The organism is Mycobacterium sp. SMC-21 (assembly GCF_045310825.1).
Taxonomy (GTDB): domain Bacteria; phylum Actinomycetota; class Actinomycetes; order Mycobacteriales; family Mycobacteriaceae; genus Mycobacterium.
Genome location: NZ_JBJIAO010000044.1, coordinates 1 through 18,319 on the forward strand (window position 1 = coordinate 1; position 18,319 = coordinate 18,319).

Annotated in this window: 16 protein-coding genes and 1 pseudogene; 11 read left to right on the forward strand and 6 right to left on the reverse strand. The window is 68.5% G+C overall.

Features of this window, described 5'->3' with window-relative positions; genetic code table 11:
- Positions 1–206 (forward strand): annotated as a pseudogene (locus ACJH6H_RS25970) (HNH endonuclease); the annotation flags it as partial.
- Between the two features lie 108 nt (positions 207–314).
- Entirely contained in the window at positions 315–956 is a 642-nt protein-coding gene (locus ACJH6H_RS25975; protein ID WP_406776091.1) for a class I SAM-dependent methyltransferase, read from the forward strand.
- On the opposite strand, the gene ACJH6H_RS25980 is transcribed toward ACJH6H_RS25975, so the two are convergent.
- Positions 934–1,329 carry an MmcQ/YjbR family DNA-binding protein gene (locus ACJH6H_RS25980; RefSeq protein WP_029105782.1) on the reverse strand — a complete coding sequence of 132 codons (396 nt, stop codon included), beginning with the start codon at positions 1,327–1,329 and terminating at the stop codon, positions 934–936. The genes ACJH6H_RS25975 and ACJH6H_RS25980 overlap by 23 nt on opposite strands.
- Positions 1,330–1,440: 111 nt before the next feature.
- Here ACJH6H_RS25980 and ACJH6H_RS25985 point away from each other — a divergent pair, with 111 nt between their 5' ends.
- From ACJH6H_RS25985 to ACJH6H_RS25995, 3 genes are read left to right on the forward strand one after another with little or no spacing between them, the layout of a single operon-like run.
- Positions 1,441–3,414: an alkaline phosphatase family protein gene (locus tag ACJH6H_RS25985; protein ID WP_346415715.1), complete on the forward strand. Its 1,974-nt coding sequence runs from the start codon at positions 1,441–1,443 to the stop codon at positions 3,412–3,414.
- A 28-nt stretch (positions 3,415–3,442) separates the two neighbouring features.
- The gene (gene ligA / locus ACJH6H_RS25990) at positions 3,443–5,500 is read left to right on the forward strand and encodes an NAD-dependent DNA ligase LigA (RefSeq protein ID WP_406776092.1); all 2,058 of its coding nucleotides are present in this window, start codon (positions 3,443–3,445) and stop codon (positions 5,498–5,500) included.
- A gap of 17 nt (positions 5,501–5,517) precedes the next feature.
- On the forward strand, positions 5,518–6,222 hold the full coding sequence (locus ACJH6H_RS25995) for a hypothetical protein (protein WP_406776093.1): 705 nt from the start codon (positions 5,518–5,520) through the stop codon (positions 6,220–6,222).
- Positions 6,223–6,225: 3 nt separating this feature from the next.
- Here ACJH6H_RS25995 and ACJH6H_RS26000 read toward each other — a convergent pair whose 3' ends face one another.
- The gene (locus ACJH6H_RS26000; protein ID WP_406776094.1) at positions 6,226–6,891 is read right to left on the reverse strand and encodes an amino acid-binding protein; all 666 of its coding nucleotides are present in this window, start codon (positions 6,889–6,891) and stop codon (positions 6,226–6,228) included.
- 113 nt (positions 6,892–7,004) lie between these two features.
- Between ACJH6H_RS26000 and gatC the strand changes: the two genes are divergently transcribed.
- From gatC to ACJH6H_RS26015, 3 genes are read left to right on the forward strand one after another with little or no spacing between them, the layout of a single operon-like run.
- A complete protein-coding gene (gene gatC / locus ACJH6H_RS26005; RefSeq protein ID WP_061001096.1) occupies positions 7,005–7,304 on the forward strand; it encodes an Asp-tRNA(Asn)/Glu-tRNA(Gln) amidotransferase subunit GatC in 300 nt (99 codons plus the stop codon).
- A complete protein-coding gene (gene gatA / locus ACJH6H_RS26010; protein ID WP_061001095.1) occupies positions 7,301–8,785 on the forward strand; it encodes an Asp-tRNA(Asn)/Glu-tRNA(Gln) amidotransferase subunit GatA in 1,485 nt (494 codons plus the stop codon). The genes gatC and gatA overlap by 4 nt, the downstream gene beginning before the upstream one ends.
- Positions 8,786–8,843: 58 nt before the next feature.
- Positions 8,844–9,875, forward strand: a complete 1,032-nt coding sequence (locus ACJH6H_RS26015) for an ATP-dependent 6-phosphofructokinase (RefSeq protein ID WP_029105781.1) — start codon at positions 8,844–8,846, stop codon at positions 9,873–9,875.
- Here the strand turns inward: ACJH6H_RS26015 and ACJH6H_RS26020 are convergent.
- Positions 9,872–10,873 (reverse strand): glycerophosphodiester phosphodiesterase family protein, encoded by a 1,002-nt coding sequence (locus ACJH6H_RS26020; protein ID WP_061001094.1) that lies wholly within the window; start codon positions 10,871–10,873, stop codon positions 9,872–9,874. The two genes, ACJH6H_RS26015 and ACJH6H_RS26020, sit on opposite strands and share 4 nt — an antisense overlap.
- 58 nt (positions 10,874–10,931) lie before the next feature.
- Here ACJH6H_RS26020 and gatB point away from each other — a divergent pair, with 58 nt between their 5' ends.
- The gene (gatB, locus tag ACJH6H_RS26025; RefSeq protein ID WP_061001093.1) at positions 10,932–12,428 is read left to right on the forward strand and encodes an Asp-tRNA(Asn)/Glu-tRNA(Gln) amidotransferase subunit GatB; all 1,497 of its coding nucleotides are present in this window, start codon (positions 10,932–10,934) and stop codon (positions 12,426–12,428) included.
- Here the strand turns inward: gatB and ACJH6H_RS26030 are convergent.
- Both ACJH6H_RS26030 and ACJH6H_RS26035 read right to left on the reverse strand, forming a co-directional pair.
- Positions 12,425–13,534 (reverse strand): hypothetical protein, encoded by a 1,110-nt coding sequence (locus ACJH6H_RS26030; RefSeq protein ID WP_061001092.1) that lies wholly within the window; start codon positions 13,532–13,534, stop codon positions 12,425–12,427. The genes gatB and ACJH6H_RS26030 overlap by 4 nt on opposite strands.
- A gap of 27 nt (positions 13,535–13,561) precedes the next feature.
- The gene (locus ACJH6H_RS26035) at positions 13,562–14,737 is read right to left on the reverse strand and encodes a PQQ-dependent sugar dehydrogenase (RefSeq protein WP_204158292.1); all 1,176 of its coding nucleotides are present in this window, start codon (positions 14,735–14,737) and stop codon (positions 13,562–13,564) included.
- 139 nt (positions 14,738–14,876) lie between these two features.
- Here ACJH6H_RS26035 and ACJH6H_RS26040 point away from each other — a divergent pair, with 139 nt between their 5' ends.
- Positions 14,877–15,779: a DoxX family protein gene (locus ACJH6H_RS26040; RefSeq protein WP_061001091.1), complete on the forward strand. Its 903-nt coding sequence runs from the start codon at positions 14,877–14,879 to the stop codon at positions 15,777–15,779.
- 23 nt (positions 15,780–15,802) lie between these two features.
- Here the strand turns inward: ACJH6H_RS26040 and ACJH6H_RS26045 are convergent, their stop codons facing one another.
- Positions 15,803–16,213, reverse strand: coding sequence for a PH domain-containing protein (locus ACJH6H_RS26045; RefSeq protein WP_061001090.1), 411 nt, complete (start codon positions 16,211–16,213; stop codon positions 15,803–15,805).
- 259 nt (positions 16,214–16,472) lie between these two features.
- On the opposite strand from ACJH6H_RS26045, the gene ACJH6H_RS26050 reads away from it, so the two are divergent.
- A complete protein-coding gene (locus tag ACJH6H_RS26050; RefSeq protein WP_406776095.1) occupies positions 16,473–18,314 on the forward strand; it encodes an acetolactate synthase large subunit in 1,842 nt (613 codons plus the stop codon).
- Positions 18,315–18,319 lie beyond the last annotated feature (5 nt).

The window sequence follows — 18,319 nt, forward strand, 5'->3', positions numbered from 1 at the left end:
CCATGACCCTGGCCTGCGGCCGCGACAACCGCCTGGCCGACACCGGCGGCTGGACCACCACCATGGGCCCCCACGGCCGCACCCACTGGACCCCACCACCACTACTGGACGTCGGCCAACCACGAACCAACCACTACCACCGTCCGACACTGTATCCAGCCGAGGGCGACGCTAATGATGGTGAAAGCGACAGTCCTGCAGAGTGATTCAGCGCCGATCGACGCGCGATGACCCCCGGCAGCACGAGACCAGGTCGCGCTGCGGTAGCTGCGCGTCCGGTCGACCGTGTCGGCATTCCCGCGTACCGTTGGCCGATGCCCGGTTTCCTGGCCGCGACCCGCGACGGCTACGACCGTGCGGCCGCGCACTACGTCGCTCGGTTCCAAGACCATCTCGACGACCGGCCGGTGGACCGGGCCATGATCGGCGCGTTCGCCGAACTGGTGGACCGCGGGGCCAGCGTGCTGGACGTGGGCTGCGGCACCGGTGTGGCCACTGCGGCACTGGCAGCGGCCGGCCTCGACGTCACCGGAATCGATCTGTCTCCCAACATGATCGCGCAGGCGCGGCAGCACAATCCGGCTCTGGAGTTCCGCGTCGGGTCGATGCTCGACCTCGACGTGGCCGAGGGCAGCGTCGGCGGGCTCTGTGCCTGGTACTCGATCATCCATGTTCCGGATGAGTACCTGTCGCGAGTCTTCGCCGAGTTCCACCGGGTCCTGTCGCCGGGCGGGGTGTTGCTGTTGGCATTTCAGATCGGTGATGAGCCGCGGGTGCTGACGGACTTCGACGGCGAGTCGGTGCACTTGACGTTCATCCGCCGGCGGCCCGAGCTCGTCGCAGACGTGTTGTCGGACAGCGGGTTTCGCGTCTATGCGGAAACGGTCCGGCAACCCGACGAAGACGCGGCCGAATCCACGCCGCAGGCCTACCTCATTGCGCGTCGAGCAGCTTGATCAATCGCTTGGTCGCGACGAGCCGGAACGATGCGTCGAGCAGTTCTCGGACCTCGTCCCAGTCGACCTTCGCCGCGGTGAAATCCAGCCCGAGCCAGCCTGACGGACCCATGTAGGCGGGGTAGTAGAAGCGCGAATCCTGTTCCAGTGCTGCGCGGTCGGACTCGTCGACCTTGACCAGCAGGGAATGCGGGTAGGCGACCATCTCGCCCGTCGTCTTCGAATTGCCGCCGTACATCGCGAACATCTTGGGCGCGCAGAACACCGGCCGGCCCCACGACACCTTCTCGAAGGCCTCGGGAAAGCTCAGCGCGACCGCGCGCAGCTCTGCCAGGCCGGGGTCGTCATCGTCGAACATGATCGGATGCGGCACGTTGCCACGGTAACCCGCGGCGGGGCGGAGGGTGCCCAACCTTCGAGATGACTGTGCGTCAGGTTCGCGATTCCTGTGCGGCCGATAATTGTCGCGCGTTATACATTCCGGATGACAGCGGGAAGATGCATTGGCCGGGTCGGGGGACTGGCGGTCGCCCTGGGGATCGGAACCGCGCTCGCGGGGTGGAGCGACTGCCCGGCCTGGGCTGACGCCACAGGATCGGGAGCCGGGGCGGGATCGACATCCCAGACCTCCTCGACCTCGCAGGCATCCCAGGCGGCAGCCGCTCCTGCCAAGAAGCCGAAAAAGCAGCGCAAGCCCGCCAAGTCGAAGTCGAAGCCCGCCAACGAGGAACAGGCCGGAAAGCCGGACAAGAAGCGCGACAAGCCCACCGCCGACAAGCCCGCCGCTGACCAGCCCGCCGCCAACCAGATGAAGGCCGCCGAGCGCACGAAGCCCGCGCCGCGGACAGCCCCGCCGCGCGTCGCCGGCCTCAACCGCGAAGAGCACCCGACGGCCGCGGCCAAGACTGCCGGCACGCCGACAGTCACCGCCGCGATCTCGACGCAAGCGAGCTCCGCACAGCCCACGGTCAAGGTGGCCGCGGTGTCGGCAGATCCCATCGCCAAACTCACCAGGGCCCTGCGGTCGCTGCAGGCGCCGGTGTCTCCGCTCAGCTCGACATCGGTGCTGGTGGCCCTCGCCGCGGTGCGCGACGAACTGGAACGCAAGACCCTCAAGCCAACCAGTGCCGTTGCGCCGCAGTCGGTTTCGACGCTCGCCGACACCACACCCAATGTGCTGGTGATCGGCGTCGACGGCACCAATCTGAGCCGGGTGCTGGCCGACCCGGCCAACGCCAACTTCTTCCAGCTCATGCAGGGCGGCACCACGGCACCGGCGAGCATCGTCGGGCACACCACGATCAGCAATCCGTCATGGACCGCCATCCTCACCGGCGTCTGGGGTGAGAGGACCGGCGTCATCAACAACATCTTCAATCCAGCGGTCTACAACCGGTTCCCGACGGTGTTCAACCAACTGGAGACGTTCAATCCCGGCATCCAGACCACGGCGATCGCGAACTGGGACGTCATCTCGGCCATCGCCGTGTCGGGTTCGGTCGGCGCCGACCACGTCGTCAACATCTCGCACATCGCGGGTGACTCCAACTGGTCGCTCACCGACGACGCCGTCGGCGACGCGACCGAGGCCGCGATCGCCGCCGCCGACCCGAACAAGCCGAACTTCGTGTTCAGCTACTTCGTCGGCGTCGACGAGAACGGGCACAACTACGGCGGCGCGTCCACGGCATACGCCGAGGCGGTGCGGAACGTCGACCGCAACATCGGCGAGATCATGCAGTCGGTCAACGACTGGGAAGCGGCGACCGGCGAGCAGTGGACCGTCATCGTCGTCACCGACCACGGTCACCAGGACAGCAAGGGCTTCGGCCATGGGTTCCAATCACCCAATGAGACATCGACTTTCGTCATCGCCAACAATCCCGATCTGTTCACCGCCGGTGGCGTCAACCTGAAATACCAGATCGTCGACGTCACCCCGACGGTCGTGACGTTGTTCGGCGGCACGCCGGCGCCCAAGTCCGACGGCGTCTCCATCACGGGCCTCGGCGGCAGCACCGTCACGCCGATCGACGACGACGCGGCACTGCGGGCCGCCGTGCTGGACGTCATCGGCAAGTACGGGTACCCCAACATCGGCACCGACCTGACGCTCGGCGTGCGCACCGTCGCCGCGTCCGTGCCCTACTTCCTCAACCAGGCGTTCCAGCAGGTGACGGCGCAGTTGCGGTCGATCGCCGAGAAGAACATCTTCGTCATCAGCCCGCTGGCACAGGCGATGACCGTGCCCGTGCAGCTGGTCGGCAGCCTGACGTACGCCGCGACGAACGTCGTCGCGCAGGTCGTCGCCAGGCTGACCGGAGTCACCGGGGCCAGCCTCGTGCCGATCTTCATCCCGCCGCTGCCGCCGCTGGTCGGTACCGAGGACCCGGCCCCGGCAGCTGCTTGCACGGTCCTCGTGGCATGCGGCACGTCGGCGGGGATCATCGCGGCTTGATGTCACAGCCCTTCGCTAGCCTTACCGGGTGAGCTCACCCGATCCCGACGTGCGCCGGCAATGGCAGGAACTGGCCGAAGAAGTCCGCGGTCACCAGTTCCGCTACTACGTCAAAGATGCACCGATCATCTCCGACGGTGAGTTCGACAAGCTGCTCGGTGAATTGCAGGAGATCGAAGAGCGGTACCCCGAGCTGCGGACGCCGGATTCGCCGACGCAGCTGGTCGGCGGCGCCGGGTTCGCGACCGAGTTCGGCGAGGCACAGCACCTGGAGCGGATGCTGTCGCTAGACAATGCCTTCAACACCGATGAGCTGACGGCGTGGGCCGCGCGGCTCACCAACGAGCTGGGCCGCGAACTCGAGTACCTCTGCGAGCTCAAGGTCGACGGCGTCGCGCTGGCACTGGTCTACCGCGACGGCAAGCTGGTCCGGGGCGCCACGCGCGGCGACGGCCGCACGGGCGAGGATGTCACGCTCAACGCCCGCACCATCACCGACGTACCGGAGCAGCTGACCGGCACCGACGAATTCCCGGTGCCGGCGGTGCTGGAAGTCCGCGGTGAGGTGTACTTCCGTGTGGAGGATTTCGCCGCGCTCAACGTCAGCCTCATCGAGGAGGGCAAGGCGCCGTTCGCCAATCCGCGCAACAGTGCCGCCGGGTCGCTGCGACAGAAGAATCCTGCCGTCACCGCACGTCGCCGGCTGCACATGATCTGCCACGGTCTGGGCTACACCGAAGGCTTCGAGCCGGCATCGCTGCACGACGCGTACCGTGCGCTGCAGGCATGGGGGCTGCCGGTGTCGGACCACACAACCTGCGTCACCGGCATCGCGGCGGTGGCCGAACGCGTCGCGTACTGGGGCGAGCACCGTCATGACGTCGATCACGAAATCGACGGTCTGGTGGTCAAATTGGACGACCGCACGCTGCAGCGCCGCCTCGGCGCCACCAGCCGGGCGCCGCGGTGGGCCATCGCGTACAAGTACCCGCCCGAGGAGGTCACCACCAAGCTGCTCGACATCCGGGTGAGTGTGGGCCGTACCGGCCGCGTCACGCCGTTCGCGTACATGGAGCCCGTCACCGTCGCAGGTTCAACGGTCGGGCTCGCGACGTTGCACAACGCCACCGAGGTGAAGCGCAAGGGCGTGCTGATCGGCGACACCGTGGTGATCCGCAAGGCCGGCGACGTCATCCCCGAGGTGCTCGGCCCGGTCGTCGATCTGCGTGACGGTACTGAACGTGAATTCGTCATGCCCGCAACGTGTCCCGAATGCGGTAGCACGCTGGCGCCGTCGAAGGAGGGTGACGCCGACATCCGCTGCCCCAACACCCGATCCTGCCCCGCGCAGCTGCGTGAGCGGGTTTTCCACGTCGCGGGCCGCGGCGCCTTCGACATCGAGGGCCTCGGCTACGAGGCGGCCACCGCACTGCTGGCAGCCGGCGTCATCACCGATGAGGGCGACGTCTTCAACCTCACGCAAGACGACCTGTTGCGCACCAGCCTGTTCAAGACCCAGAAGGGCGAGCTCTCGGCCAACGGAGCCAGGCTGCTGGCCAACCTCGGCAAGGCCAAGCAACAGCCGTTGTGGCGGGTGCTGGTGGCGCTGTCCATCCGGCACGTCGGTCCGACGGCCGCTCGGGCGCTGGCCGCGGAATTCGGTGACCTGCAAGCGATCACCGAAGCCTCCGAGGAGCGGCTGGCCGCTGTCGAGGGCGTCGGCCCCACCATCGCCGCCGCCGTGATCGACTGGTTCACCGTCGACTGGCACCGTGCCATCGTCGACAAGTGGCGCGCGGCGGGCGTGCGCATGGCCGACGAACGCGACGCGAGCATCGAGCGCACGCTGGAAGGCCTGTCGATCGTGGTGACCGGCTCGCTGACCGGGTTCTCGCGGGACGAGGCCAAAGAGGCGATCCTGGTGCGCGGCGGCAAGGCGGCGGGTTCGGTGTCGAAGAAGACCGCCTACGTGGTGGCCGGCGACGCGCCGGGATCCAAGTACGACAAGGCTGTCGAACTCGGCGTGCCGATTCTCGACGAAGACGGCTTCCGGCGGTTGTTGGAAGAGGGGCCGGACGCGCTCTGAGCTCGATGGCGGCGCCGATGTCCCGCAGAATCCCGGCAATCACCACGCGATTCTGGGTGAACAAGACTTTGATCACCGCCGCATCGGTGTTCTGGCCGGATTACCTGTACGACCACCTGGGCCGCTGGATCGCGACAACGCTGCTGGTGGCGGCATGCGCCGTGGCGCTGTTGGTTCAACTGCGCGCAGACCGCTTGCGGCCGTGGGCATTCTGGCTCGCGATGCTGGCGACCAGTGCGGTGGGCACGGAGATCGCGAACGGGTTGCACGTCGCGTTCGGTCTGCGGTACCCGGCGATCGCTGTCGTTTGTCTCGCCGGCGTCGTGGGACTGCTGGCGCTCGGGCATGCGCACGTCGGAATGACGGAGTTGATCGCCGTCCGCACCCGGCGAGCCGAATGCTGGTTCTGGGCAACCGCTTTGGTGGCGTTCGGAATCGGGACTGCGCTGACCCACATGACGCCGGCTCCCATCTTGCCGCACCCAGTGTTGCAGCTCGTGCTGTGGGCTGCGCTGATCGCCGGTGTGGCGATGGCGTGCCGCTTGTCCGGTGGCATGTCGACGGCGGGCTTCTGGGGTTGTTTTGTCCTGACTCGTCCGTTGGGCGCGGCGGTCGCCTTCCTGCTGACCAACGCAAGTCAGGCCGGTGGGCTCGGCCTGGCTCGGCCCGCGGTCAGCGCGGCGCTGACCGCGGTGCTCATCGGCTCGGTGCGCTACCGCTGACCGCTACCGCACGATGGTCGCGACGATGCCGGCGAGATACCCGAGCCGCGCGACCTCGGACGGACGGAAGGCCGGCCCACCCGGGCGGCCCAGCATGATCGCCGTGTGGGGGTCACCCAACGGCGCGGCGGCCAGGGTGGTGTCGATGTCCCGCCAGAACTGCGGCACCCAGTCGCCGGTGGCGTCCAGTGCGGCGGCATGCTCGAGCGGCAGCCACGGCGCTGAGCTGGCGAGCGTCTCGGGCGCGCCCGGACTGCCGGTGATGCGATGGGGCGCCACGCCGTCCTTGCCGCCGGCCACCACGACACACCACCCGACCCGCAACACGCGCGGTGCCTCGTCGGCCAGCGTCTGGAGGCGCGCGGCCTTGCCCTTGGCGGCCGCCACATGGTCGATGAGTTCCAGCTCGCGATGGGCCTCGAGCAACCCGGTGTGGGGCCGGATGCTGTCCACGTACACGCCCTTGAGGGCCTCTGCCGCGGTGATCAGGGTGTCGGGCATGGACCCGAGCGGCAGCTCGACCACCAGGTCGTCGACGGCGTAGCCCGGGCCGCGTTCGACGACGTCGAGCGACAGGATGTCGGCGCCCACCGTGCCGAGAGCCACCGCCAGCGAGCCGAGGCTACCGGGGCGGTCTTCGAGCTGGACCCGCATCAGATAGGAGGACACGCCACAACTGTGGCACAGCGTCGTGGCGACGGCAGGACGTGCGGGTGCGGTGCGTGTCACGGATGTATTCCCCGTCGCTGCGCTCGCCCGGCCTCCCACTAGGGTGTTTAGACGTGTCGAAGATTTCCCGGGACGATGTCGCCCATCTGGCGAATCTGGCCCGGCTCGCCCTGACCGATGGTGAGCTGGACAGTTTCGCAGGCCAGCTCGATGCCATCCTGGCGCACGTCGGCAAGATTCAGGCCGTCGACGTCACCGGTATCGAGGCGACCGGCAATCCGCTCAAAGAGGTCAACATCACCCGGCCCGACGTCGAGGCGCCCAGCCTGGCGCAGGATCAGGCGCTGGCGGAGGCCCCGCGGGCCGAGGACGGCCGGTTCGCCGTGCCCCGCATCTTGGGAGAAGCAGAGTGAGCGACCTGATCCGTTTCGACGCGGCCACGCTCGGCGAGAAGATCGCCGCCGGCGACGTGTCGGCCACCGAGGTCACCCAGGCGCACCTGGACCAGATCGCCGCCACAGACGAGACCTACCACGCCTTCCTGTACGTGGGCGCCCAGGAGGCGCTGGCCGCTGCCGCCGCCGTCGACAAGCAGGTGGCAGCCGGTGAGCCGCTGGCATCGCCGCTCGCCGGAGTTCCGTTGGCGCTCAAGGACGTTTTCACGACCACTGACGCGCCGACGACGGCCGGCTCGAAGATCCTGGAGGGCTGGCGGTCGCCGTACGACGCGACGGTGACCGCACGGCTGCGCGCGGCCGGCATCCCGATCCTCGGCAAGACCAACATGGACGAGTTCGCCATGGGGTCGTCCACCGAGAACTCGGCCTACGGCCCGACCCGCAACCCCTGGGACGTCAACCGGGTTCCGGGTGGTTCCGGTGGCGGTAGCGCCGCCGCGCTCGCGGCGTTCCAGGCCCCGCTGGCGATCGGCACCGACACCGGTGGCTCGATCCGTCAGCCCGCCGCGCTGACCGCGACGGTCGGCGTCAAGCCCACCTACGGCACCGTCTCGCGGTACGGCCTGATCGCCTGCGCGTCGTCGCTGGACCAGGGCGGGCCATGCGCCCGAACGGTGCTCGACACCGCGCTGTTGCACCAGGTGATCGCCGGCCACGACCCGCGCGATTCCACCTCGGTCGACGCTGCTGTGCCCGACGTCGTGGGTGCGGCCCGCGCCGGCGCCACCGGTGACCTGAAGGGCGTCCGGATCGGTGTGGTCAAGCAGCTGCACACCGGCGAGGGCTACCAGCCCGGCGTGCTGTCGTCGTTCAACACCGCGGTGGACCAGCTGACCGAGCTCGGTGCCGAGATCACCGAGGTCGACTGCCCGCACTTCGACTACTCGCTGGCGGCCTACTACCTGATCCTGCCGTCCGAGGTGTCCTCGAACCTCGCGCGCTTCGACGCGATGCGCTACGGCCTGCGCGTCGGCGACGACGGCACCCACAGCGCCGAAGAGGTCATGGCGCTGACCCGTGCCGCCGGCTTCGGTCCGGAAGTCAAGCGCCGCATCATGATCGGCACATACGCCCTGTCCTCGGGCTATTACGACGCCTACTACAACCAGGCCCAGCGCGTGCGCACCCTGATCGCCCGCGACCTGGACCAGGCGTACGAGAAGGTCGACGTGCTCGTCACCCCGACGACCCCGACCACCGCTTTCGGGCTGGGCGAGAAGGTCGACGATCCGCTGGCGATGTACCTGTTCGACCTGTGCACGCTGCCGCTGAACCTGGCCGGCCACTGCGGCATGTCGGTGCCGTCGGGCCTGTCGCCGGACGACAACCTGCCAGTCGGGCTGCAGATCATGGCGCCGGCCCTGGCCGACGACCGGCTGTACCGCGTCGGCGCGGCCTACGAAGCCGCGCGCGGCGCACTGCCGACCGCCGTCTAGCGGCAGTCGGCCGCTCGTTCAACAAGAACGAGAACCCGCGAGCGGGCAGTATGGGGTCATGCGGATAGGTGTGCTGACCGGTGGCGGTGACTGTCCTGGCCTGAATGCGGTGATCCGGGCGGTGGTCCGCACCTGCGATGCCCGGTACGGCTCGACGGTCGTCGGGTTCCGGGACGGCTGGCGTGGCCTGCTCGAGAATCGCCGCGAGCAGCTCAAGAACGACGACCGCAACGACCGGCTACTGGCCAAGGGCGGCACCATGCTGGGCACCGCGCGCGTCAACCCCGACAAGCTGCGGGCCGGGCTGGACCAGATCAAGCAGACGCTCGAGGACAACGGCATCGACGTGCTGATCCCGATCGGCGGGGAAGGCACGCTGACCGCGGCGCACTGGCTGGCCGAAGAGAACGTCCCCGTCGTGGGCGTGCCCAAGACCATCGACAACGACATCGATTGCACCGACGTCACTTTCGGCCACGACACGGCGCTGATGATCGCCACCGAAGCCATCGACCGCCTGCACAGCACGGCCGAGTCGCACCAGCGGGTGATGCTCGTCGAGGTGATGGGACGGCACGCGGGCTGGATCGCGCTCGGCGCCGGCATGGCGGCCGGCGCCCACATGACCCTGATCCCGGAACAGCCGTTCGACGTCGAAGAGGTGTGCCGGCTGGTGAAACAGCGCTTCGTGCGCGGTGATTCGCATTTCATCTGCGTCGTCGCCGAAGGCGCGCGACCGGCCGAGGGGTCGATGCAGTTGCGCGACGGCGGAATTGACGAATTCGGGCATGTGCGATTCACCGGCGTCGCGCAGCAGCTGGCCATCGAGATCGAGAAGCGGATCCGTAAGGAAGTTCGCACCACCGTGCTCGGCCACGTGCAGCGCGGCGGCACCCCGACGCCCCACGACCGGGTGCTGGCCACCCGGTTCGGGATCAATGCCGCCGACGCCGCACACGCGGGAGAGTACGGGATGATGGTGTCGTTGCAGGGCCAGGAGATCGGCCGGGTGCCGTTGGCCGACGCGGTGCGGCAATTGAAGCTCGTGCCGCAGAGCCGTTACGACGACGCCGCGGAGTTCTTCGGTTAGCGGTAGGCCTTCGGCAGGGGCATGCCCAGCTCGGACTCCACCGCGCGCAGCCGGCTCGGGTAGTCGGTGATGATGCCGTCGGCGCCGGCAGCGATCTGGGCCCGCATGGTGTCGGCGTCGTTGATGGTCCACGGAATCACTTTGAGCCCGAGGGCGTGTGCGCGATCGATGAACGCCCTGTCGGCGACCAGAGCGAACCCCGGATCCTTCGGGGTGAGCCCGTAGGGCACCGAGTAGCCGGGAGACAGGATGTTCGCGCCGACCGACGCCGCTCCCGCGACCGGGTCGGTGACCACCGCCGGGTTCACGTCGGCCGTCCACGCCGAGTTCGGCACCCATGTCGTCTCATCCCACAGCGCCACCAGGGGGATACCGGGCTCTTGCTGCCGGACCAGTGGCAGGGTGCGCCAGTCGAAACTCTGGATCTCGACTTTGTCGACCTTGCCTGCGGCCCGCACGGCGCCGAGGATGACAGCGACGAATTGTTGTGGTGTGGCAGAGGTTTCGGGCTTGTCGGCTTCGATCTTGGTCTCGATGTTGTACCGGACGGCGGCGTGATGCGCGTCGGCGAGCGCGAAGACCTGGTCCAGGGTGGCGATCTTGTTGTCGCTCACGACCTCGGCGTCCGGGAAGCCGCTGAGTCGCTTGCCGCAATCCAGGGTGTGCAGCTGCGCACGGGTGAGGTCGTGCACGAGCTTGCCGACATAGGGGTATTGCGGGTCACCGGGGAAGGCAGGGCCGGTGTCGGCGCACTTGTCGGGCTGGATGGCCGGGTCGTGCCACACCATGGGCGCGCCGTCCTTGGCGAGGACGATGTCGAGTTCCAGTGTGGTGACGCCGAGTTCGATGGCCTTGGTGAACGCGCGCAGCGATTCCTCGGTGGTCTCGCCGCGTCCGCCGCGGTGCGCCTGCAGGTCGAAAGCGTCGGAATCGGCCGAGGCGACGGGCAGCGCCGTCAGCGCGAAGGTGGTCAGCAGGGCGCCGATGCGTGCGAGCATCCGCGGAGACTAACCGGGCCGGGGAAATGGCCGGTGAACGGCAACTAGGATCAGGCGCATGGCTGACGCAGACCTTCTCGACTACGACGACGTCCTCGCGACGTACGAGCCCGTCATGGGCATGGAAGTCCATGTCGAGCTGTCCACCGAGACCAAGATGTTCTGTGGTTGTGCGAACCGGTTCGGTGCCGAGCCGAACACGCTGGTGTGCCCGGTGTGCCTCGGCCTGCCCGGCGCGCTGCCGGTGGTCAACGAAGCGGCCGTGGAGTCCGCGATCCGGATCGGGCTGGCGCTGAACTGCGACATCGCGCCGTGGGGCCGGTTCGCCCGGAAGAACTACTTCTACCCGGACCAGCCGAAGAACTACCAGATCAGCCAGTACGACGAGCCCATCGCCGTCAACGGCTACCTGGACGTCCCGCTGGAGGACGGCAGCACCTGGCGCGTCGAGATCGAGCGCGCCCACATGGAGGAGGACACCGGCAAGCTGACCCACCTGGGTAGCGACACCGGGCGCATCTCGGGCGCCACCACCTCGCTGGCCGACTTCAACCGCGCCGGGGTGCCGCTCGTCGAGATCGTGACCAAGCCCATCGAGGGCGCGGGCGAACGCGCCCCGGAGATCGCCCGCGCCTACGTCACTGCGCTGCGGGACCTGTTGCGCGGCTTGGACGTTTCCGATGTCCGCATGGACCAGGGCTCGATGCGCTGCGACTCGAACGTCTCGCTCAAGCTCAAGGGCGCCGCGGAGTTCGGCACCCGCACCGAGACCAAGAACGTCAACTCGCTCAAGAGCGTCGAGGTGGCGGTCCGCTACGAGATGCGCCGGCAGGCCGCCGTGCTGCAGTCCGGCGGCACCATCACGCAGGAGACCCGGCACTTCCACGAGGACGGCCACACCACGTCCGGGCGCAGCAAGGAAACCGCCGAGGATTACCGCTACTTCCCGGAGCCGGACCTTGAGCCCATCGCGCCGTCGGACGAGCTGGTGGAGCGGCTGCGCGGCACCATCCCCGAGCTTCCGTGGTTGGTGCGCAAGCGGATTCAGGACGACTGGGGCATCTCTGACGAGGTCATGCGCGACCTCGTCAACGCCGGTGCGGTCGAGCTGGTGGCCGCGACCGTCGAGCACGGCGCGTCCAGTGAGGCGGCGCGCGCCTGGTGGGGCAACTTCCTGACCCAGAAGGCCAACGAGAGCGAAGTGACACTCGACGAGCTGGCCATCACGCCGGCCCAGGTCGCCGCGGTGGTCAAGCTGGTCGACGACGGCAAGCTGTCCAACAAGCTGGCCCGTCAGGTCGTCGAGGGCGTGCTGGCCGGCGAGGGTGAGCCCGAGCAGGTCATGAACGACCGCGGACTGGTTGTGGTGCGCGATGATTCGCTCATCCAGGCGGCCATCGACGAGGCGCTGGCGGCGCAGCCGGACATCGCCGACAAGATCCGTGGTGGCAAGGTCCAGGCCGCGGGTGCGATCGTCGGCGCGGTGATGAAGGCGACCAAGGGTCAGGCCGACGCGGCACGTGTGCGCGAACTGGTGATCGCGGCCTGCAGCTAGCGCAACACTTCCTGCGGCGCGGGTGCGGTCGTCGGCTTGAGTGACGACACGCCCGCGACGCAGTAGCCCGCGATCACGAAACACACCGCGGCGCAGGGCAGATTGCCGGTCGGGGTGCCCGCGCCGGTGACGCCGTCGATGGCGCCGGCGAAGTCGGGCAGCGCGGCCAGCCAGAGCACCGTGAAGGTCAGCAGGTACAGCACGCCGAACACCCGCACGTACGAACTCGGGTGCTGCGTGCCGACCCGGCGCGTGATCCGCCAGTCCTGAATGAGGACCGGCACCGCCACGAACGTGAATATCGCCATCTCCACGCCGAGGACCACGTATTGCGTCGCACTGTGGTGGGCGGAGAGCAACGTCGGCAGGCTGAACAGCCCCATGAGGACCGGTGCCAGCACGCTGACGACCGCTGTGCGCCAGGTCAACGACACCGCACCCGGTGGTGTGCCCGCGGCCACCCGGCGCCCGACCAGGACGTGCACCAGGAAGGCGACCGCCGCGGGTCCGACCACCGCGAGGCTCACCCAGCTGCTCACCGGCACGCAGCCGAGCGTCGGGTGATTCAGGGGGTTCGCGGTGTTCCAGACCCACCAGCGCAGCTGCGGACCGAGATGGTCGAACACGCCGTAGACGCAGCCGTGCACGAAGCCGACGCAGATGGCGCCGACGACCGCGCCGCGCCGTTCGAAGACGCCGGTGGCGCGGACGATGTCGTAGGCCAGGGTGATGGTCGCCGGGTACAGCGCCACGATGTACAGCGGTAGCCGTCCGTCGACGAAATCGACGCTGAACACGTTGTGCACCAGCATGACGCCGAGCCGAGTGCCGGCGAAGATGTCCGGTGGATGCCGGGGGAGTTCGGTCGCCACCGCGTAGACCAGCGACGCCAGCCAGATGGCGATCCCGGTCGGGTCGCGCCGGACCCGCCGCAGCGCGTAGGCCAGGGCGAGTGCCGCGCCGACCAGCATCAGCAACTCGACGACCGGCATGGTCCAGTGGGCCAGGGTCAGGGGGTTGCGCAGTTTGACCCAGGACTCGTCGTCGCAGGAAAAGCCCAGGTAGCCGGCCAGCCGAGCGAAGTCGGCCGGGCACGCGCGCATCATCGAGCGACCCTCACGTCGGGCGCCAAATTACGTCTTGTCGTCCGTGCTACGCGGGAATCCGCCCTGCGGGAACAGCGGGAACACGACGTCGTCGAACTTCTCGACGTCGCCGGCCGTCTTGTTCACCGTGGCGCCCCAGACATTGCCGTCGGGGGAGAGCTTCAGCGCGAAGACGTGGCCGTGGGTGTCGGTGCGGAGGGCCTCGGGGTCACCCGTGACCGCGCCGGTCTCCTTCGACAGCCGGACGGCCACCGTCTTCTTGGTGTTGACGAGATTGACCATGACGGTGTCGTCGGTCGCCACACAGCCCGCGACACCGGGTCGGTCGGGCCAGCTCCACACCGTCGACACCTTGGAGTCCTTGGTGATCCGCTGCAGCCGGTCGCCGGTCGGGGTCCGGTCGGTGACGTACAAGGAGCCGCTGGCGCCGTCGATGCACAGCCCGCCGCCGGAGCCCATGCCCGACAGCGCGGTGGTCGGGGGCGCCTGGCCCACCGTCGTCGGCTGCTCGATGCGCAGCAGCTTGCCCGCCAGCGAAGCCGGATCGGCTGCGGCCGCGGGGTTTCCGGCGTCGCCGGTGAGCACCACGAGGGTCGTCGGGCTGCTGAAGATCAGCGCCCCGGTGTTGCCTGTGGGGCCCTTGGGAATGCCGGTGAGGATCGGTTTCGGCACGTCGCCGTCGGCGATGCGGACCACCCGGTTGTCGGTCGGCGTGGTGATGTACGCGTACATCAGCCGGTCCTGTTGGTAACTCGGCGACAGCACGATGTCCATGAGCCCGCCGTCACCGGAGGCGTCGACCGGGATCACGGTCTTGACCTTGGGTTCCGCCGTCGTCGAGATGTTCTTGACGGCGCCGGTGACGCGTTCGGCGACGATCGCCGACTTGCTGTCGCCGCCCATGATCAGGCCGCTGGTGCTCTCCAGGCAGCCCTGCAGCACGGCCGGCGCCGGGCACGCCTTGGGGAACGGGTTCGGCGGCAGCGGCGGCGGGGGCGGTGGCGGCGAGCTGGGGGCCCCGCCGAGGTCGGGCTCGATGGTGAACGGCTCGGACGCCGCCGAATCGAAACGGGCGCAGCTGGGCAGCGCCAGCAAAGCGATGGCGCACAACGCCAGGACCCGTCGAGCGGGTGCAGAGCCGGAACGCTCAGGCCGGTGTCGAGGCCTCGTCAGCGCAGTCTGCGTCGACCGCCGCAATGTCATGCCCGCCAGGTTACGGACTGTTCGAGGATGCTCGCCACGTCGGGGCCGCGCGCCGGGCCGGGCAAATCCCGTGAACAAGCCGGTCAAACCACCGCTTAAATCCACGGTCAGCAGTGCAGTTGCACTTACCCTGGCAACTATGACCAGTACTTCCCATGACTCGCGCGCATGGCGACGGCCCGACGAGTCGGCCGCCAGGCCCGCGTCGGCACGCCTGGTCGATCCAGAAGACGACCTGCCCATCACGACCTACCGCGGCAGTGGCGGCGCAGAGGGCGGTGAGACCGCCGCGACCACTGCCATCCCGCGGTTCGACAACGAGTCGTCCGACGAGGCGACCGAGGTGACGCCCGCGTCGTCGACGCCGTCCTCGATGGCATTCGATCTCATGCACGAACCCGAGCCGCTGCCGTACGTGCAACCCCGGGAGCGGCGTGCGGAGCAGACCTCCGATGCGTTGGGGCCCGCCGAGATCGAGCCCGACCCCGAGACCGACGCCCGGGTACGCGTCGCCAAGCGCCGCGGCACCCAGGACCTGGGACTCATGGTGCTGCGTGTCGGCCTCGGCGCCTGGCTGGTGGTCCACGGACTGCAGAAGGCATTCGGCTGGTGGGGCGGCCAGGGCCTGAACGGGTACGAGCACGCGCTGGCCGCCGCCGGCTTCCAGCACGCGGGGATACTGACCTATCTCGCCACCGGGGCGCAGATCGGCGCCGGTGTCCTGCTGGTGCTGGGGTTGTTCACCCCGGTCGCCGCCGCGGTCGCGGTGGGCTACCTGCTCAACGCGCTCGCCGTGGAGGTGGCCGCACAACCCGTGCACGGCTACTTCCCGTATTTCCTGCCCGAGGGCCACGAGTACCTGGTGACCATGATCGTGCTCGCCGCGGCGCTGACCCTGACGGGGCCGGGTCTCTACGGCTTCGACGCCGGACGCGGCTGGGCCCGCCGGCCCTTCATCGGGTCGATCCTGTGCCTGTTGCTCGGCATCGGCGCGGGCGTCGGCGCGTGGCTGCTGCTGAACGGATCAAACCCGCTGCACTGAGCCTGCTCGGGCGCGGCGCCGGCTCACTCGTTGTACGGATTGGGCACGACGCCGCCGCTGGCGGCGGTCAGCACCGGCAGTGACGCGAACGTCACACCGGGCAGGCGCAGGTCGGTGCCGTCGGTCAATTCGGCCTTGGCCCACTTGGAGCGGTCGAACCGCAGTCCCTTGATGTCCTGCCACGTCACCGTCCGGCTGCCGAGCAGCGACCGCGCCGTGACGCCCTTCTTGTCCGCCACGGTGCGGTAGCGAATCACCATCGCCGACAACACGATCGGGATGACGAGCAGCACCGCGCACCAGGCCGGGCCGGCGAACACCAGAGCCAGCAGACCGATGGCGAAGAACCCCACCGCCAGATGGGCGACCCCCGGGATCTTGATCACGACGGGCTGGGGTGCGGTCGAAGCGGTTCTGCGGCTCACGCCATTCATCTTCCCAGGCGGCGGGTCGGCCGGTTGCCGGGTGTGTCCGGCAACGGAACTGATTTGACCTGCGCGCGCCGCGAGGACTACCGTCACCGTTATGCAGACCTCGGCATTGCTTGTAGTAACTGGGCGCGTTGGTGCGTGACCAGGCTGACTAAGCCGACTACAAGCATCGACGCGCAACCCTCGTACAGCAGCAGACGCTGACGGGGGTTTTTTGTTTGCCCGGGAACGCCAAAACCGCAACACGATCAAGAGGACAAGAGTGAGCGCACCCACCACGCGACCGCCAGAGTCGACGCCGCAGCCCAACGGAGCGGGCGGCGCGGTCAACGGTCATTCGAAATTCGTTGCCCCGCAACAGATGACCGGTGCCCAGGCCGTCGTCCGGTCGCTCGAGGAACTCGACGTCGACACCATTTTCGGCATCCCCGGTGGTGCCGTGCTGCCGGTCTACGACCCGCTGTTCGACTCGAAGAAGGTGCGCCACGTGCTGGTGCGGCACGAGCAGGGCGCCGGCCACGCCGCGTCGGGCTACGCGCACGCCACCGGCAAGGTCGGCGTGATGATGGCCACCTCGGGTCCCGGCGCCACCAACCTGGTCACGCCGCTGGCCGACGCGCAGATGGACTCGATCCCGGTCGTCGCGATCACCGGCCAGGTCGGCCGCGGGCTGATCGGCACCGACGCCTTCCAGGAAGCCGACATCTCCGGCATCACCATGCCGATCACGAAGCACAACTTCCTGGTCCGCAACGGTGACGACATCGCCAAGGTGATCGCCGAGGCTTTCCACATCGCCGCCTCCGGCCGTCCCGGCGCCGTCCTCGTCGACATCCCGAAGGACGTGCTGCAGGGTCAGTGCACCTTCAGCTGGCCGCCGGTCATCGACCTGCCCGGATACAAGCCGAACACCAAGCCGCACAGCCGTCAGATCCGTGAGGCCGCCAAGCTGATCGCCGCGTCGCGCAAGCCGGTGCTGTATGTCGGTGGCGGCGTCATCCGCGGCGAGGCGTCGGCCGAGCTACTTGAGCTCGCCGAGCTGACGGGCATTCCCGTCGTGACCACCCTGATGGCGCGCGGCGCGTTCCCCGACAGCCACCCGCAGCACATGGGCATGCCCGGCATGCACGGCACGGTCTCCGCCGTGGCGGCGCTGCAGAAGAGTGACCTGCTGATCGCCCTCGGCACCCGCTTCGACGACCGGGTCACCGGCCAGCTGTCGTCGTTCGCGCCCGACGCCAAGGTGATCCACGCCGACATCGACCCCGCCGAGATCGGCAAGAACCGGCACGCCGACGTGCCGATCGTCGGTGACATCAAGAACGTCATCGTCGACCTGCTCGCGGCGCTGCGCCGGGACGGTGTCGCCGCCGACACGCTGGATCTCGCCGACTGGTGGACGTACCTCAACGGGGTCAAGGAGACGTACCCGCTGAGCTACGGCCCGCAGAGTGACGGCAGCCTGTCGCCGGAGTACGTCATCGAGAAGCTGGGCCAGATCGCCGGGCCGGACGCGCTGTACGTCGCGGGCGTCGGTCAGCACCAGATGTGGGCCGCGCAGTTCATCAAGTACGAGAACCCGAAGACCTGGCTGAACTCGGGCGGTCTCGGCACCATGGGCTTCTCCATCCCGGCCGCGATGGGCGCCAAGTTCGCCCGCCCGGAGGCCGAGGTGTGGGCCATCGACGGCGACGGCTGCTTCCAGATGACCAATCAGGAGCTGGCCACCTGCGCCCTCGAAGGGGCGCCGATCAAGGTTGCGCTGATCAACAACGGCAACCTGGGCATGGTGCGGCAGTGGCAGACGCTGTTCTACGACGAGCGCTACTCCAACACCAACCTGTCGACGCACTCGCACCGCATCCCCGACTTCGTGATGCTGGCCGAGGCGCTGGGTTGCGTCGGTCTGCGCTGCGAGCGTGCCGAGGACGTCGAGGACGTCATCCGGCAGGCCCGCGAGATCAACGACCGCCCCGTCGTCATCGACTTCATCGTCGGCGCCGACGCCCAGGTGTGGCCGATGGTCGCCGCAGGCACCAGCAATGACGAGATCATGGCGGCGCGCGATATCCGTCCGCTGTTCGACAACGAGGATCAGGTGTAAGCGCC

What these genes read in the sequence shown, in the direction of transcription:
- ACJH6H_RS25995 (WP_406776093.1), top strand. Translation starts at nt 5,518, where the DNA reads ATGTCCCGCAGAATCCCGGCAATCACCACGCGATTCTGGGTGAACAAG.
- gatB (WP_061001093.1), top strand. Translation starts at nt 10,932, where the DNA reads ATGGCTGACGCAGACCTTCTCGACTACGACGACGTCCTCGCGACGTAC.
- ACJH6H_RS26015 (WP_029105781.1), top strand. Translation starts at nt 8,844, where the DNA reads ATGCGGATAGGTGTGCTGACCGGTGGCGGTGACTGTCCTGGCCTGAAT.
- ACJH6H_RS25975 (WP_406776091.1), top strand. Translation starts at nt 315, where the DNA reads ATGCCCGGTTTCCTGGCCGCGACCCGCGACGGCTACGACCGTGCGGCC.
- ACJH6H_RS26030 (WP_061001092.1), bottom strand. Translation starts at nt 13,534, where the DNA reads ATGATGCGCGCGTGCCCGGCCGACTTCGCTCGGCTGGCCGGCTACCTG.
- ACJH6H_RS26045 (WP_061001090.1), bottom strand. Translation starts at nt 16,213, where the DNA reads ATGAATGGCGTGAGCCGCAGAACCGCTTCGACCGCACCCCAGCCCGTC.
- ACJH6H_RS26035 (WP_204158292.1), bottom strand. Translation starts at nt 14,737, where the DNA reads ATGACATTGCGGCGGTCGACGCAGACTGCGCTGACGAGGCCTCGACAC.
- ACJH6H_RS26020 (WP_061001094.1), bottom strand. Translation starts at nt 10,873, where the DNA reads ATGCTCGCACGCATCGGCGCCCTGCTGACCACCTTCGCGCTGACGGCG.
- ACJH6H_RS26040 (WP_061001091.1), top strand. Translation starts at nt 14,877, where the DNA reads ATGACCAGTACTTCCCATGACTCGCGCGCATGGCGACGGCCCGACGAG.
- ACJH6H_RS25985 (WP_346415715.1), top strand. Translation starts at nt 1,441, where the DNA reads ATGACAGCGGGAAGATGCATTGGCCGGGTCGGGGGACTGGCGGTCGCC.